13 protein-coding genes, 1 pseudogene and 1 riboswitch are annotated in these 16,335 nt (G+C 44.9%); of the genes and pseudogenes, 10 read left to right on the plus strand and 4 right to left on the minus strand.

The features are described 5' to 3' along the window. Positions 1–11 precede the first annotated feature (11 nt). From ACSNJE_RS14525 to ACSNJE_RS14545, 5 genes are all read left to right on the plus strand, one after another. The gene (locus ACSNJE_RS14525; protein WP_495252946.1) at positions 12–860 is read left to right on the plus strand and encodes a DegV family protein; all 849 of its coding nucleotides are present in this window, start codon (positions 12–14) and stop codon (positions 858–860) included. Positions 861–902: 42 nt separating this feature from the next. After that, entirely contained in the window at positions 903–3,326 is a 2,424-nt protein-coding gene (gene recG / locus ACSNJE_RS14530; RefSeq protein ID WP_495252947.1) for an ATP-dependent DNA helicase RecG, read from the plus strand. 308 nt (positions 3,327–3,634) lie between these two features. Then, complete coding sequence (locus tag ACSNJE_RS14535) at positions 3,635–4,273, plus strand: tetratricopeptide repeat protein (RefSeq protein WP_495252951.1); 639 nt, start codon at positions 3,635–3,637, stop codon at positions 4,271–4,273. A 30-nt stretch (positions 4,274–4,303) separates the two neighbouring features. After that, complete coding sequence (locus ACSNJE_RS14540) at positions 4,304–5,257, plus strand: SMP-30/gluconolactonase/LRE family protein (RefSeq protein WP_052218863.1); 954 nt, start codon at positions 4,304–4,306, stop codon at positions 5,255–5,257. 20 nt (positions 5,258–5,277) lie between these two features. Beyond that, a complete protein-coding gene (locus ACSNJE_RS14545; protein WP_052218862.1) occupies positions 5,278–6,201 on the plus strand; it encodes a cytochrome c3 family protein in 924 nt (307 codons plus the stop codon). Between the two features lie 78 nt (positions 6,202–6,279). Here ACSNJE_RS14545 and ACSNJE_RS14550 read toward each other — a convergent pair. Further along, positions 6,280–8,057: pseudogene (locus ACSNJE_RS14550) on the minus strand (NADH-dependent [FeFe] hydrogenase, group A6). Positions 8,058–8,485: 428 nt separating this feature from the next. On the opposite strand from ACSNJE_RS14550, the gene ACSNJE_RS14555 reads away from it, so the two are divergent. Further along, entirely contained in the window at positions 8,486–8,707 is a 222-nt protein-coding gene (locus tag ACSNJE_RS14555) for an alpha/beta-type small acid-soluble spore protein (protein ID WP_013120941.1), read from the plus strand. A gap of 66 nt (positions 8,708–8,773) precedes the next feature. On the opposite strand, the gene gpr is transcribed toward ACSNJE_RS14555, so the two are convergent. Next, on the minus strand, positions 8,774–9,760 hold the full coding sequence (gpr, locus tag ACSNJE_RS14560; protein WP_013120940.1) for a GPR endopeptidase: 987 nt from the start codon (positions 9,758–9,760) through the stop codon (positions 8,774–8,776). Positions 9,761–9,879: 119 nt separating this feature from the next. Next, positions 9,880–9,983: riboswitch (cyclic di-GMP riboswitch) on the plus strand. Positions 9,984–10,166: 183 nt separating this feature from the next. On the opposite strand from gpr, the gene nhaA reads away from it, so the two are divergent. Next, positions 10,167–11,405 (plus strand): Na+/H+ antiporter NhaA, encoded by a 1,239-nt coding sequence (gene nhaA, locus ACSNJE_RS14565; protein WP_495252948.1) that lies wholly within the window; start codon positions 10,167–10,169, stop codon positions 11,403–11,405. 20 nt (positions 11,406–11,425) lie between these two features. Here the strand turns inward: nhaA and ACSNJE_RS14570 are convergent, their stop codons facing one another. Then, a complete protein-coding gene (locus ACSNJE_RS14570; protein WP_495252949.1) occupies positions 11,426–12,736 on the minus strand; it encodes a nucleotide sugar dehydrogenase in 1,311 nt (436 codons plus the stop codon). Positions 12,737–12,765: 29 nt separating this feature from the next. After that, positions 12,766–13,731, minus strand: a complete 966-nt coding sequence (locus ACSNJE_RS14575) for a glycosyltransferase (protein ID WP_495252950.1) — start codon at positions 13,729–13,731, stop codon at positions 12,766–12,768. Between the two features lie 600 nt (positions 13,732–14,331). Between ACSNJE_RS14575 and rsmD the strand changes: the two genes are divergently transcribed. The 3 genes from rsmD to ACSNJE_RS14590 are packed head-to-tail and all read left to right on the plus strand — an operon-like array spanning position 14,332 to position 15,913. Next, the gene (gene rsmD / locus ACSNJE_RS14580) at positions 14,332–14,889 is read left to right on the plus strand and encodes a 16S rRNA (guanine(966)-N(2))-methyltransferase RsmD (protein ID WP_013120936.1); all 558 of its coding nucleotides are present in this window, start codon (positions 14,332–14,334) and stop codon (positions 14,887–14,889) included. Positions 14,890–14,920: 31 nt separating this feature from the next. Then, entirely contained in the window at positions 14,921–15,400 is a 480-nt protein-coding gene (gene coaD / locus ACSNJE_RS14585; RefSeq protein ID WP_013120935.1) for a pantetheine-phosphate adenylyltransferase, read from the plus strand. Between the two features lie 24 nt (positions 15,401–15,424). Then, positions 15,425–15,913, plus strand: a complete 489-nt coding sequence (locus tag ACSNJE_RS14590) for an ATP synthase subunit B family protein (protein WP_013120934.1) — start codon at positions 15,425–15,427, stop codon at positions 15,911–15,913. Positions 15,914–16,335 lie beyond the last annotated feature (422 nt).

A 16,335-nucleotide genomic window follows, 5' to 3' on the forward strand; every position in this document is an offset into this window, starting at 1 on the left:
GGTATGAACATATGGCTGATTTAGTGATTGTAACTGACAGTACCGCCGACCTGCCGCCGCAGGTTTTGCACCAATACGGTATAGAAGTGGTTCCGCTCAAGGTAATGTTTGGTGATGAAGTTTACAGAGACGGCGTGGACATTACTTTCGGTGAATTCATCCGGAAAATGGAGTCTTCCGGAACAGTGCCTACCACTTCTCAGCCTGCACCTGGGGAATTTGCTGCTGTTTACGAAAGAATTTTGCAGGAGCAACCTGACGCCCATATTATATCTATACATTTATCGGCTCAGATGAGCGGTACGGTTCATTCCGCCCGATTGGCCAAATCCATGGTCAATGAAGAGAAAATAGAGGTTATTGATTCCAAAATGGTCAGCCTGGCTTTAGGGGTTATTGTTCTTGAAGCGGCCAAAGCTATCAGGGCAGGAAGGGATAAAGAAGAAGTATTGAAAATTATTGACCATATGATAGAAAAAACCAGAACTTATTTTTTGGTTGATACGCTGGATTATTTGCAGAGAGGTGGTCGCATCGGCAAGGCTCAGTCTTTGCTGGGTACCCTGTTGCATATAAAACCTATACTCACCTTTAATGACGGTTTTATAAGTCCCTACGATAAAGTCCGTGGATTAAATAAAGCAATACAGGTGATTACGGACAGCATTAATGAAGAGTTCGGTAAAAACCCCGTATCCTGCGCCTTTGTTTACGGCACTGATATGGAGCTATTTGATACTTTCTACAACAAAATCAAGTCAGAAGTGCTGTTTGAGGAAACGGTAAGAGCGCAACTGGGATGTGTGGTTGGGGCCCACGGAGGGCCGGGTATTGTAGGGGTTATTTGCTACAGTTTTTGAAAGTTGGCGCTTGTAGCGTACAGGTTATTTGGAGTGGTTATGATGACTCTGTCCGGAATACTACAAAATATGGCACAGGCCATGCAGGTAGAACTGAAAATGGGCTGTCTTGATACCGCCGTTATGGGCGGTTTTAGTACATTTATCATAAAATGTGCCCAAAAGGCCTGTGATTCGTGTGAAAACGAGCTTGCCCGGCATAATTTGACAGTTCTTGTCCCTTTGTTCCGGGAATATGGGGCCAAGGACAAAGAGGAAAGAAAAAAGACGGTGGAGTATGGATTGACAGTTTTAGGGCAGGTTAAAGCTGCCGTTAATGCTGAAGCTGGCGGGGAGCGGAAGGAAAAACCGCCTGTGGTTGAACAGGTTAACGGTCGGGAAACGGAAAAACCGGTAAACGATGCCCTGGAAAATCAATCTTTACAGTACTTAAAAAACATCGGACCCAAAAGGGTTAGACTGCTAAACAAATTGGGCATTTACAGTATAACCGACTTGTTTTACTACATACCGCGCCGTTATGAAGACAGGAGCCAATTGAAGCCTTTTTATATGCTTGCCCATGGGGAAACGGAAACGGCTAGCGGTATTATCGTCGGTATGCAGGAAATTAAGCCGCGCCGCGGTTTAACGATTACAAAGGCCGCTTTGCGCGATGCAACAGGCATAGGATATGCCGTTTGGTTTAACCAACCTTATGTAAAAAAACAGCTTATACCAGGGAAGGAACTGATAGTTTCCGGCAAAGTGGATAAAAAATTCGGTCAAGTGCAGATAACGGTCGCTGATTTTGAAGTGGTGGATGATTCCGATAACGTGCACGTTGGCCGGATTGTTCCTGTATATTCCGTTACCGAAGGGCTACCGCAGCGGGTTTTCAGGACCATTATGAAAAACCTTATTGATTCTTTTGGGGATCGGCTGGTGGAGCCTTTACCGGACAGCATAAGGCGGCGGTATGACCTGCCTAGCATTAATGAGGCCCTCCGGAACATTCACTTTCCGGAAGATTGGAACTGTATTGAAGAAGCCCGTAGGCGCCTGGCATTTGACGAACTGCTTGTGCTGCAGTTAGGCTTGGCTTCCATGAAGATTTCTCAATTGCGTAAAGTACGAGGTATTGCCCATAAAAAACACGGCCCATTGATGAAAAGGTTTATGGATAACCTTCCTTTTCCGCTGACCAAGGCGCAACAGAGAGTGCTGGAAAGTATATATCGTGACATGGAAAGTCCGAAACCGATGAACCGACTTTTACAGGGTGATGTGGGTTCGGGTAAAACAATTGTGTCTGCCGCTGCTCTGATTAAGACTGTAGAAAGTGGCTACCAGGGTGTTTTGATGGCGCCCACGGAAATATTGGCGGAACAGCATTATCTGGGGCTCAGGGAATTATTTGCTCCACTGGGGGTTAAGGTGTCCCTCCTTACGGGGAGCATCAGCAACAAGGAAAAGGAAGCTGTACTCCAGGACATCAGCCAAGGGAGAACTGATATAGTTATTGGGACCCATGCTGTCATTCAGGACGAAGTAGTATTTCAGAAACTGGGATTGGCCATTACCGATGAACAACACAGATTCGGCGTCAAGCAGAGAGCTAGGCTCCAGCAAAAGGGGCATTATCCCGATGTGCTGGTAATGACAGCGACTCCTATCCCGAGGACTCTGGCTATGACCGTATATGGCGATCTTGATGTATCCGTAATTGACGAACTTCCGCCAGGCCGGCAGCCGGTAAAGACTTTTTGGGTGACGGAGAATAAACGGCAGCGTATGTACGAATTTATCAGACAGCAGGTAAAGGAAGGGCGTCAGGCATATTTTGTATGTCCTCTGGTGGAAGAAAGTGATAAACTGGATGTGGAAGCGGCCGTTGAAACGGCAGACAGGTTGGCCCAGGTTGTATTTCCTGACTTGCGGATTGGCCTTCTGCACGGGCGGATGAAAGCCGACGAAAAAGAACAGGTTATGAAGGCCTTTCGTGATGGCAAGATCGATATTTTGGTAGCCACAACGGTTATCGAGGTAGGTGTAAATGTCCCCAATGCCACAGTGATGGTTATAGAAGATGCAGAACGTTTTGGGCTGGCTCAGTTGCACCAACTGCGCGGCAGAGTGGGTAGAGGGTCGCATCAATCTTACTGCATCCTTCTGGCTGATCCCAAGACTGACGAAGGCAAAGCCCGTATGCAGATAATGCAGGCTTCCACGGACGGGTTTAAAATAGCGGAAGAAGACCTGAAACTGCGCGGCCCCGGCGATTTTTTCGGAACGAGGCAATCGGGGCTGCCAGATTTAAAAATTGCTGATATTGTAAGGGATGTTAAAATACTGGAGATGGCAAGGGTAACCTCTTTTGAAATTATTGAAAAGGATCCGGCTTTGTCCCTGCCTGAACATCGTGAGTTGAAAAAATTAATGGTGGAAAAATTTAAGAATAAGTACCATTTTATCAATATCAGCTAGTGCCCCTTCAAGTAAAGCTGAAAAGTAAGCAAAACGGGCATACGTTACTTGAAGGGGCAGTAGACAGCGGCAGGTATGTAATTTCAGGAAAAAGTTTAAGACTATTACCTTTATTGTTAAAAAATTATAGAAATTAGCACTGTTATTTTCCTGGCCGATGGCTTTTTTGCCATCGGCCAAACATTTATGCCAGTAAATACAAGGGAGTGTAAAAAAGGATTCTTAAGTAGGGTGTATAATTTGAAAGAATGAATTATAAAAATTAGAAATTAAATATTTCTAAAGAAGGGGTTTTAGCTTTGGCAGCAGTGAACCAAGAATCCGCCGCAAAAGACGTAGTCAGTATCAAAGTTGCCATCCTCATCATTATACTATCAGTTATTGTATTTATCGGTACCGGTTTGTTAATCGGGCATATGTACTTTTGGGATGGGGGGAACCCTGTCTCTAAGTTAGATATCGATTATAGGCGGGGAATTGCCCAGGTTGAACAAAATCCCGACGACCCCCAGGCCCATATCGATCTCGGATGGGTATACATGCAGAAAAAGCACTATACTCTGGCTGAACGGGAGTATCTTGCTGCATTGAATTTGGATAGAAATAATATCTCAGCCCAATACAACCTGGCCTTGCTGAAAATCCAGGTTGGAAAAATTGATGAAGCTAAAAAAATATTGGAACAAATAAAACGAAAGCGCCCTGAAGACCTCAAAGCCAGAGCGACTCTGGGCTATGTGTATGCAGAAAAAGGCTTGTATGAAAAAGCATTGGCAGAATTCAGGCTGGTGGAAAAATACTATCCGACCAATGCCGATTTGATGTTCCAGTTCGGCAGGGTTTATGAGAAACAGGGCGATGATGCCCAAGCTCGGGAGTACTATAACCGGGCTTTGAAGTTTGACCCACATATGGATAAGGCAAAAGAGGCATTGAAAAAACTATAATAATGGGGGAAAGGGTGGCAACCCAAAGTCATGAAAAAGAAAACCTTAATCAACACGGTTTTGTCAATAGGGCTGATCTGCCTTATCGGCTTTTCCTTTTTGTATTTGAATAATATTAATCTGATTAACCAGGTTACTGATTTTATGGGGCCTCAGCAGAAAAAAATGTCTACTCCCGGGTTTAAATTTGCTATGTATGGAGATGCCAAATCGGGAGTTTTGCTGCAATATCCGGTTACGGCAGTTATACGTGAAAAAGGAATTTATGTGGTTGATCAGGATGCCGGCAACATTAAAGTTTTTGGTTTGGGGGGGCGCCTGGCCGGAGTATTTGGCAGGCTTCGGTCGCCTTATGGCATAGCCCTGTATGGCGGTAATTTCTATGTAAGCGATATGGGTACCGGACAAATAGTGATCTTTTCGAAAACGGGCAAACAGTTGGGAACCTTGAAAATTAAAGGGCAAAAAGGTATGGTTCCGGGTGGTTTGCTGGTTGACGGTAAATATCTGTATATTGCCGATGTATATCAAAGCAGAATTCTGGTCTGTGATTTACCGCAGCGGAGAATTATAAGGACTATGGGTAGTTTCGGCACCGGGCGAGGCCAACTGAAATATCCGCATGGTATGGCTGTTGATAAGGCTGGAAATTTATATGTAGCCGATTCCGGAAATAACAGAATTGTCGTTTTTAATAAAAACGGGCGATATTTAAAAACAATAGGCGGCAAAGATGACCGGGTAGGAGGTATTACAACTGTCAGGGGGGTAGCTATTGATGCCAAAGGTATTATTTATGCTACTGCACCTTTGACTGGAACTATTTATGCATATAACGGGGATGGCGAAGCGCTTTATTCCTTAGGTGGCCCCGGCAAAGAAAACGGTCAGTTGGGGCTTCCCAATGATATATTGATAGATGCCGCCGGCAGGCTATATGTTGTGGAAACTAAAAACAAGCGTATTTCTGTATTTGAAAAATAAATTTGAACGGGGGGAGTCTTTTGCGGAAATTAGCATTTTCTTTGACCGTGATTGTTTCTTTTCTGCTTGGCACAGGTATAGCAGTGGCTTCCACCAACGGTCCCCACGGCAACTACTCCGCTGATACCAATGCCTGCGGCCAATGCCACAGTACCCATACCGCTCAAGCGCCGAACCTGATCGCTTTCACCCTGGATGGGGTGGATAACTCTGTTTATGAAACCTGCGTCTTTTGCCATAAGTTGGGTGGGGCCAGCAAATATGATGTTGTAAACGGCGCTATCAGAACCACAGACGCAGCAGGAAACCCGGTTGTTTACCGGGCTTCCGGCGGTGGTTTTATCAATGTGGTAACAGTAGAAGGTGATTTAGCCACTTACCAAATGGCTCCTGTAACATCTGCCCATGATGTGAAAAGTCAAAGTGTAACCGGCGCTCCCGGCGGAGACCCCAATACGACTTTTACCAAATCATGCAGTAACTGTCATGACCCCCATGGAACTCCTAACTCAAGACAACTACTTTCCACGGTTAACGGAGTAACGGGATTGGCGCCAACCCTTACTGTAACGAATCCTTTGGGTGATGAAACTGTAGAATACAACTCCGGTTTTAATGACTTTTGCGGGGCCTGCCATACTGACTTTAATGTTACCACTGCCGGTTCAGGTGATATCAACACCGGTATTTATACGAGTTACAAACGGCACCGGGTGGGTATGGATCCGTCAACCTTGCCGAACTACAATCCAAATAACGGCTTACCTTTAGAAAAGAACGGCACTAACCCAGGCGTGGTTTCCTGTATGACCTGCCATTATGCCCATGGTACGGAAAAGGTCTCAACCATAACCTGGACCCGGTCTAACGGCGGTACTTCCACCTCGTCAGCACTGTTGAGGATGAATGAGCGGGGCGTCTGCCAGGCTTGCCACAATAAGTAGATTGTTTCGCAGGCCATGCAATGTTTAAACCTGGTAAACCGTTGCTGGCCCCAATCTCGGAAAAACGTGATCCAGCCCTCACCCTTGGTCTACACTGGAAGCGGTGCCTTCCAGATTGTACAGAGGTATTTCTGTATAAGATGTATGAATAAGTTTTTTGGACATTTCACCGTGGGGTTCACCGAGGAATTCTTCGTATAATTTTTTAATCCACGGGTTATCATGGGCTGTCCTGTATTTTTTAAGTTATCCTGTTCAAAGAGAGCATCAGCCCTCTTGTAACGTTGTTTCAGTTGTTGGTCCCATTGGTCCAGGCCGGGGTATACGGGCTGCCCTCCGCCGCCGACGCAGCCGCCGGGGCAGGCCATGACTTCAACAAAATCATAGTGTGCTTCCCCGCGTTTTAGTTTATCAATTAAACGGCGTGTTTCCCCGGTTGTCCGTACAGTGGCGCATTTCAATAATTTACCTCCTATGTCGATTTCTGCCTCTCGAATTTTTTCCAAAGTCCGCACTTCTTTAAAGGCTGGTGTTTGCAGCTTTTTGCCTGTCATTTTTTCGTAAACGGTCCGCATTACACCTTCTAATACTCCACCGCCCGAACCAAAAACGATGCCTGCGCCGGATGCATAGCCCATTGGGTTGTCAAATTCCTCATCAGGCAATTCGGCAAGGTTGATTCCGGCACTGCGCAGCATCTGAATAAGTTCCCGTGTGGTTAGTACCACATCTACATCCTGATACCCGCTGTCATGAGTCCCTATCTTTCTTTGCCGTTCCCATTTTTTAGCCACACATGGCATGACAGATACGCTGAATATTTTTTTCGGGTCGATGCCGCTTTGCTTAGCGTAATAGGTTTTCAACAGGGCGCCAAAAACCTGCTGAGGTGATTTCACGCTGGATATGTGTGGAATTAATTCGGGATAAAACAACAGGGCAAAGCGCAGCCACCCGGGACAGCAGGAGGTAAACTGCGGCAGCGGGCCGCCGTTTTCCAGACGGTGAATAAGTTCTGCTCCTTCTTCAATACAAACTATGTCCGCTCCGAAACAATCATCAAAGACCTTGGCAAAGCCAAGTTTCTTTAAAGCTGCTACCATTTTTCCTGTTACCAAGGAGCCTGCCGGCATGCCGAAGCCTTCGCCAAGGGTGCCTCTGATTGAGGGCGCTGTCTGGATAACCACATGTTTCTCAGGATCAGCCAGGGCCCGCCAGACAGCTTCCAAGTCCTCTTTTTCGTGAATAGCTGCAGTCGGGCAAAGCTGTAAGCACTGGCCACAGTAAATGCAAGGGGTTTCTGCCAGGCTTTTCTTAAAAGCCGGTGAGGCAACTGTATCAAATCCCCGCTCGACCAACTGGTATATGCCAATTTCCTGCACATCTTTACACACCCTGATGCAGCGGCGGCAGACGACACATTTGGACGGCTCGCGCACCATGGCCGGTGACTGGTCATCGATAGGATAGCGTTTTAATTCTCCATGCACTTTTAAATGCCGCACATGGTAACGTTCAGCCAGGGACTGTAATTCGCAGCGCTGATTTCTTACACATGTAAGGCATTCAAAAGGATGGTTGGACAGGTATAATTCCAGAACCAGCTTGCGGGCCTTAATTACCCTCGGTGAATGAGTAAAAACTTCCATACCCTGCGCTACAGGATAAGTACAGGACGGTTGTAGTGTTCGGGCGCCTTTTATTTCCACCAGGCAAACCCTGCAGGCCCCGATTTCATTTAACTCTTTCAGATAACAGAGGGTGGGGATGTAAATTCCATTTAAACGGGCTGCTTCCAAAATTGAAGTGCCTGGTTCAACTTCTACTTTTTGACCGTCAATAGATAGTGTAATCAAATCCCGAAATCACTTCCTTATTTTATTAACATTCACCGGTATTATTCCCGCAAAAACGTCAAATTATTGAAAAAGAAATTGAATCACAAATCCTGAAAATTTACCTAATAATTGTAGAGCATAGTTTTGTTATTAAAGTTGAAAATAAAAGTAAGGAGGTGAGGATGAAGAAAATTATTGATGTTAAAAAACAATTAAAAAAAGCAGGAAGTATTGACAGGAAATATTAAAAAACTCTCTGGGTCTGAGTGCTCCCTACCTGAAAAACTGTTGATAAGGAAACGTTTTAATCAAAATCAGGATATGATATCTAATCGATATAAATAACCACTATGGAAATTAACAACAGGCCAAGTAAATCATTCTAGTATAAGGGTATTGATACAAGCTTATACTAGAACCAGACAAACAAAAAGGAGGTGACTTAAATGGGAGCCGGTCAAAAGAGTAACCGCTTGATAGTACCTCAAGCTCAAAAGGCTATGGAACAGTTCAAATATGAAATAGCTGCTCAGGTAGGCGTTCAAAACCAGATCCAGGGCGGATACTGGGGCCATATTTCCTCCAGGGACTGTGGTGCCGTTGGTGGTAACATGGTTAGACAAATGATCACTGCTTACGAGCAGTCTTTGGCAGGTAAGCAGCAGTAAGCTAAAGTAATTACCGAGACGGGCTTTTAGCCCGTCTGTTTTATGCATTGACTTGTGCCAGATTTTTTAGTGTACGAGCATTTCCAGGTCTTCAGGAGCGACAGAAGGATGCAGCGCCTGACCGATACCGGCGGCAATTATCTTTCCGATGTTATTAATCAGATCATCAATTTCTTTTGGTGTTACCATTAAGTTTTCCTGATATGGCTGCAGAACGTTTTTAATAGCTTGATCGACACTGATCGGGTTTAAATTAGCCACAGTTTTCGCCAGTACCGGATTTTGGTTTATTTGTTGCATAAATTGGTCCAATACGCTTTGTGCTATCGTAGCAGCGTTTACTACGGTGGGCACACCGATAGCGATGACGGGTACTCCCAAGAATTCCTGGGTTATACCGGCTCGGATATTGCCTACACCGGAGCCGGGGTTGATGCCCGTATTGGCTATCTGAATAGATGTCCCGATTCTCTCTACACTTTGCGCTGCGAGTGCATCAATAGCTATAACCAGGTTAGGCTGAACTCTGTCCACAACCCCTTTGATAATCTCCGCAGTTTCTATCCCGGTTATTCCTAGTACTCCCGGAGCCAGGGCGCTTACCGGGCGGAGAACGCCAAATATCTCTTGTGGTCCGTATTTGCGCAGGTGCCTGGTAGCCAGGCTATAATGAATAACCCTAGGACCCAGTGCATCAGGTGTTGCGTTCCAGTTTCCTAATCCTACCAGGAGGGCGCTGTCCTCCGGTTTGAGGTTTAAAATGCTACCTAATTGTTCGGCCAGCTTAGCGGTAACCTCTTTATGGGCAAGCTTGTTGTTTTCACGGATAACCGGTGCATCTATAGTAATGTATGTACCGATTGGCTTACCCATAATCTGGGCTCCCAAGGGTTCCATGATGTTAATAACAGTAATTTCCCCCTGGGAAAAGGTTTGTTTATCCATTTTTACGCCGGGAATTTCCCGACCTGTTTCGCCTCTGATGAGATCATGGGCTTCCACGGCCATATCAAGCTTAATGCCAAATCTTTTTAAGAATTCGCTCCTTTTCATGGTAGCCTCCTTTTACCTGACTAAAAAATAAGATGTCCAATTAAGCTCAATTTATACACTTGTTTGACAGGAAGGGCGAATTTTAGTAAAATAAAGATTGTGAAAAAAGCATATGTTCTCAGTGTTGATGTAAACCCAGTGAAAGCTGGGGGCGCTAAAGCCCAAGGGCCTAAGGATACAGTGGGGCCAAGGACCGCTGATCTACGGCAGCCGGGATGCAAGGAATCGACTTCTAGGGGGGAGTAGTCTTTTTCAGACTACTCTTTTTTAATATCTAGGGAATTATGCTTTGAGGTAAAATTGTGGATAACCTCAAAGCATGATTTCCGGATATCAATAAAAGTTTCCTTTAAGTTCCGTATAGAGACTTTTGTTCATTTTAAAATTGCTTTTTGGAGGGATTTGCGTGATCAGGAAAGCAAAAAAGGGTATAAAAGCAATCAGAATTATTTCCGCCAAAGCTATCCGGCCGTTTGAAGAATTTTTTAAAATGGAGTCATCTGGTGGTATCCTTCTGTTAATAGCCACTGTCGCTGCTTTGATCTGGGCCAACTCACCCTGGAAGCCGATTTATGATGCTCTTTTTGGAGCCAAATTTACGATAGGTTTTGATGGCCTTGCCCTGTCAAAACCGTTAATTCTGTGGATCAATGACGGGTTGATGGCAATATTTTTCCTGGTGGTAGGTCTGGAAATTAAGCGGGAGATTGTGGCCGGGGAACTAAGTTCCATACGAAAAGCTGCTTTACCGGTAGGGGCGGCTGTTGGGGGTATGGTGGTACCCGCCTTTATTTTTACTTGGTTTAACGCCGGCAGTGATGCAATATCTGGCTGGGGAATTCCCATGGCCACTGATATCGCTTTTGCTTTAGGCTGCATTTCTCTTGTCGGTAGATCCGTTCCCCGGAATTTGGCGTTGTTTCTTACCGCGCTGGCTATAGTCGACGACATAGGTGCGGTCCTGGTCATAGCCTTATTTTATACAGCCCATATATCTGTAAAGGCTCTGGCGGCAGCTTTGATTGTAGCGCTGATTTTATTTATTGGGTGCAAATTAAAAGTGCAGAAAATATCTTTTTACCTGATCTTAGGCGGAGTCCTTTGGCTGGCGATACTGAAGTCCGGGATACATGCTACCATTGCCGGGGTGATTTTGGGCATGCTTATTCCGGTGGAATCTGATTCGCAGGAAGCCTCGGTCCTGCATAAACTGGAGCATTCTCTGCATCCTTGGGTAACTTATTTAATCATGCCGGTTTTTGCTTTAGCTAACGCAGGGGTTGAGATTAACTTGGGTAATTTGGCAAGCCAACTGAAAACATCTGTTTTCCTAGGTATTATCCTGGGTTTGTTTTTGGGGAAGCAGATTGGCATTGCCGGTTTCTCGTACATAATGGTCAAGGCCAAACTGGCTGTTTTGCCAAGGGATGTACATTGGCGTCATATATACGGTGCGGGTATTCTCGGCGGTATTGGGTTTACCATGTCCCTCTTCATTGCCAGCCTGGCTTTTATCAATCCGGATTTATTATCAACAGCAAAAATAGCTATTATTACCGGTTCGGCCGTTTCGGCAACCGCAGGCATGATCTTTCTGCGGCTGGCAGGCCGGGAGCTTCCAAATAAAAAAACTTCACCGGTTTAACAGCCGGTGAAGTTTTTGGTCTATAAGGATTCTAATTTGAAGCCGGCGGCCTCAACTTCGTCGCGGTTATACAGGTTTTTCGTATCGACTATAAAGGGTGTGCCCACTTTACTCATCAGCTCGTTGAAGAGCTTAAAGTTATTGTATCCGATGCCGTTTTGTTTGGCCAGTACGATGATACCATGGGCATCCTTGACGGCAGCTTCCAGGGAATCCACCTGAAAAGCATGTTTTGACGGTACAGCGGGGTCAAAAGCAGCAACTTTTATGCCGGAATTGAGCAGTATCTTAATTACGTCAAGGGCCGGGCTTTGCCTGTCGTCGCTGGAATAATCCTTCATGGCGATACCCAGGGCTGCCACTTTGGCCTTACTGGGTGGTACAGGCAGGTTTTTTGTTACCAGACTGGCCACAAAAGCCGGAACTTCCTCATTTATTTTTCTGGCGGTTCTGAGAAGCTTCAAAGGTACGCCTAACTCGTCAGCTTTTGGCGCCAGGTAATGAAGGGCGTTGGGAATACAATAACCTCCCACACCGGGGCCCGGAATTAATAGCTTTACCCGTTTATGGGTATTGGCAACTTTAATCACTTCAAAGATATCAATGCCCAGGGCCTTGGTAAAGCGCGCAAACTCGTTAACCATGGCAATGTTGACATCACGGGAGATGTTTTCCATAACTTTGGCTGATTCAACTACTTCGAAAGAACTTGCCGGCACCAGTTCTGCCTTGGTTACTATACTCATCAATTCCATGGCTTTTTGTAAGCTGGCTTCGTTGATACCGCTAACCAGAGTAGGCATGTTTTCAAACTCGTCAAAGGCCTTGCCTTCGGCAATTCGTTCTGAGGAATAGGCCAAATAGAAGTCTTCCCCGGCCTTGAGACCTGATTCTTCCAAAATGGGTTTTACGAAATTACGGGTCATTCCCGGAATGAGGGTGCTGCGAACAATAACCAGGTCGCCGGGTTTCAGGCCGGATGCAACAGCGCGTGAACAGGATTCCACGTGACTGAAATCATGGCCTTTATCTGTTACGGGGATGCCAATGGTCAAAATAAAGTTATTGCATTCTTTCAGGGCATGCCCGGCATCCAAAGTGGCGCTGAACCTTTTGGCAGCAAGCATATCCTTCAGTACTTGCTGAATTGGTATATCGTGGTATTTTTCCAGATGATGTGTAATACCGTTGTTGAGCTGGTCAACCAGGTGTGGGTTTACGTCGACGCCGATAACCTCGCAGCCTCTAAGGGCATAGCTTAGCGCCAGAGGGAGGCCCACAAAACCCAATCCGAAAATTGCCACCTTCACATTTTTAGAACTGTTGGACACGACAATTCCTCCTTTTAAAGATTAGGAAATTATTTAAAACAAAGGTTAATTTTCTCCATCATAAACCTGACGCGGCTTTCCCATGAATTCCGGGCTGCCGCGGCCAGCCTTTTCTTTTGTTTACCTTCATCTTCAGTATTTATAGCCATTTTTACAAAGTCAACAAATTCCTCTCTGTTATGGGCTATGTAGATTATATCAGAAAATTCACGAACCCCTGGCATATCCACGGAGACAATGGGTTTGCCGGAAGCAAGGTATTCATAAAATTTCAGCGGGCTGACTTTGTCTGTTAATGCGTTTAATTTAAATGGGTTGATACATAAATCGAAGGCTTTTAGGTATCCCGGTAAATCTTTGATGTCTTTACGCCCCAGCAGATAAACATTCGGCAGGGCAGCTAAGCCTGAAATATCGACCCCTACGCCAACAGGGCCAACCAACACTACAGACCACTCGGGATATCTTACGGCTATGGCCTTTATCAGATCCAGGTCTATCCAGTCCTGAATAACACCCACAAAACCCACTATCGGTTTGGGGATATTCCGGATGTCCGGCGGTATTTTTGTTTCCGGCGCCAGGGCTTTATTGAAATGCTCTACATTCGCAGCATTCGGCAAATAGTAAATGTTTTTGGCAAAGGCCTTTTTATCCTCATAAAGGCCTGGGGCAGTTACAAATACGATGTCGCACTCGGCCATCAGGTCTCGTTCCATATCAATCATAACCTGTTTATTAATAAGACCGGTGTACTCTGAATGTTCGTCTACGCAGTCGTAAACGAGGAGGTCATGCTCTATGTAATTTAATAAATCAGCCGTATTGGGCATATAGGTCCAGAGAATGGGATTTCTGATCCGCAGCTTGGAAATGACTCTTTTTAAAAATAAAGAAATCCACCACTGGTTAATCCGGTTAATCAACCTGGACTTGTTCCCAAAAGGAAGGGTCACAGGTGGAGAATAAAGAAAAATATTTTTTTGTGCCGGCAAAGGTCGGATACCCTTAAACCAAGCCCGCCATTTGGACCACATGGAAGGGTCTTTAAAAGGGGATAATAAAGTTATTGGGGGCTCGACGTATAGAATAGTATTACTTTCAGGTAATCTCGACATTACCTGCTGTTTGCGGGTCCAAAGTGGATCCCAGTCCACGGATGAGATACATATAATATGTCGATTGTTGATTTCTGTCGAGGCCAAGGAGTTGTTCCCTCCAAAACAGGCATAATTGGTTATCGTCAAAATTCATCTACTCTATAATATTACATCTTGAGTGCCCTGTAAAGGGGATTACCGAGAAATTTGTGAAAAAATGTACAAAAGTGATGAACTCATTAATTAACCCACCGGAAGCATTTTTACCGTTCCGGTGGGTGGGAGAGGAGAAACCGGAGGAAGAGCTGCTAATGGGGGAGGGAAGCTCCTGCCTCCAGGTTTACATGAGTATTTATTTGTAGTTTAACAAAATTTTGGCTTTTTATACGGGCTTTAGCAGATATTTTGGTTATAAATAATTCGATTTTTTTGGAGATTTATGTTATAATCTTATATTATTCTGACATTTGCTATTTTGGGAGTGTAAAGGATTCTTTGCGTGTAATTACCGGAATTGCCAAAGGACGTAAGTTAAAGGCGCCTAGAGGGATGAATACCAGGCCAACGACTGACCGGGTAAAAGAATCGTTGTTTAATATTCTGGGCGAAAAAGTAATTAATTCAGTTTTTTTGGATTTGTTTGCAGGAACAGGAAGCATTGGCATCGAAGCTCTCAGTAGGGGAGCCAGTGAAGCTGTTTTTATTGAAAAGGATGTCCGTGTATATAAAGTTATTTTGGAGAATCTTGCACATACCGGGTTAGCAGATTTTGGGGAAGTCTACCGGCAGGATGTGCAACGCGCGTTATCTTTACTTGGTAAAAGGCAAAAAAAGTTTGATATAATTTTTGCGGACCCGCCTTATCTACAGTACTTTGAACGTTCCACTTTGGAAAATATATGCCGATTTGATTTGATAAAACCTGACGGTATCGTAGTCGTAGAAAGCAGTACCCTGGATCAGCTTCCTGAGAGAGTCCTGCGCCTGCAGAAATACAGGACCGAAAAATATGGTAATATTGCTTTGAATTTCTACGGGGTAACGAAATGGTGACGGTGGACGAGCATTGGAGGAGGCGTCGGGAGTGAAAATAGGAATATATCCGGGAAGTTTTGATCCTATTACATACGGTCATATGGACATTATTGAAAGGGCTTCACGATTTTTTGACAAAGTTATCGTTGCCGTTTCGAAAAATTCGCGGAAGCAGCCTCTGTTCACCATAGAAGAACGAGTGGACATGCTTAATACTGTGTTACACGGTTATGCAAACGTAGAGGTTGATTCCTTTTATGGTTTAACTGTCGATTATGCGGAACGGAAAGGAGCCCACGCCATAATCAGAGGTCTGCGAGCAATCTCGGACTTTGAAAACGAATTTCAGATGGCTTTGACAAATAAGAAACTAAAGCCAGGCATTGAAACAGTTTTCCTTATGACCCAGCCTAACTTTTCATTTCTCAGCTCAAGTGTAGTCAGGGAATTAGCGGCTTATGGCGGTTGCGTACGGGATTTTGTCCCGCCTTTTGTAGAGAAACGCTTACGAGAAAAATTTACCCGGTAAATAATATTTTAGGGGGAGTAGAAGATGGATATCCTTGACGTTTTAAATGAGTTGGAGGAAGTTATCGAGGAAAGCACAAAACTTCCATTGGTCGGTAAGGTGCTGGTAGATGATGAGTTGATTTTGGATATGATCGACCACATCCGTACCTCCCTGCCGGAAGAAATGCGACAAGCCAAGGCAATAGTGTTGGAGCGCGAAAAAATCCTGGAAGAAGCTAAATTGGAAGCGCAGCGAATTATCAAAGAGGCGAAAGAGGAAATTGCCAAAATGGCCGGCCAGGATGAGATTGTCAAGCAAGCACAGGAACAGGCCCAGGCAATCGTAGAGCAAACCAATGCGGTAGCCAGGGAAATAAAGATAGGAGCTTACCAGTATTCTGATGACCTGCTGAAACACGTGGAGGAAGTATTGGAAAAAAGCCTGCTGCAGGTAAGGTCTGGCCGGGCAGAACTCCAGGCCCAGCCCCAGAAACAGGCAGAAAAGGAACAGGGGGCCAGGGAAAGCGCTTAGGCAAGCAAAGCTGTTTACAGGGTAGCCAAAGCCAATTAAGCCGTTGCTGTTTTTCTACCCAGCCTTCTCTGGTAAACAAGCGTACCTTGGTTCCTTTGCGTTTTATTGCTGAAGCTTTGGCTCTAAAGGCCCTATAATGTTTTTTAGGGGCAAGGTGTATGTAATGTGGAAACCGAAAATTAGATACTCTATATGAACAAGTAGCACGTAATACAGAGCAAGAGGTAAAATTGAACGAAGCCGTGGACAGGCCTAGACAAACATGAAATGGATATACTTTTATTAAAAAAGATTGTCGTAAATCAATAAAACAAGGCAAAGTGGCTAGGTATAGCCATTTTTTTATTGTTAAGGAAATTACCGTTTAGCAGGGTTGTGGATAACTTATGTCAAAAAAGGTAGATATGATGGTGAGTAAGAAG

Source organism: Thermincola sp. GK-1 (genome assembly GCF_059412445.1).

Bases quoted from the DNA above. Each gene is read 5' to 3' on its own strand.
- ACSNJE_RS14525 (WP_495252946.1), top strand. From the start codon at position 12: ATGGCTGATTTAGTGATTGTAACTGACAGTACCGCCGACCTGCCGCCG.
- recG (WP_495252947.1), top strand. From the start codon at position 903: ATGACTCTGTCCGGAATACTACAAAATATGGCACAGGCCATGCAGGTA.
- ACSNJE_RS14540 (WP_052218863.1), top strand. From the start codon at position 4,304: ATGAAAAAGAAAACCTTAATCAACACGGTTTTGTCAATAGGGCTGATC.
- ACSNJE_RS14555 (WP_013120941.1), top strand. From the start codon at position 8,486: ATGGGAGCCGGTCAAAAGAGTAACCGCTTGATAGTACCTCAAGCTCAA.
- gpr (WP_013120940.1), bottom strand. From the start codon at position 9,760: ATGAAAAGGAGCGAATTCTTAAAAAGATTTGGCATTAAGCTTGATATG.
- ACSNJE_RS14590 (WP_013120934.1), top strand. From the start codon at position 15,425: ATGGATATCCTTGACGTTTTAAATGAGTTGGAGGAAGTTATCGAGGAA.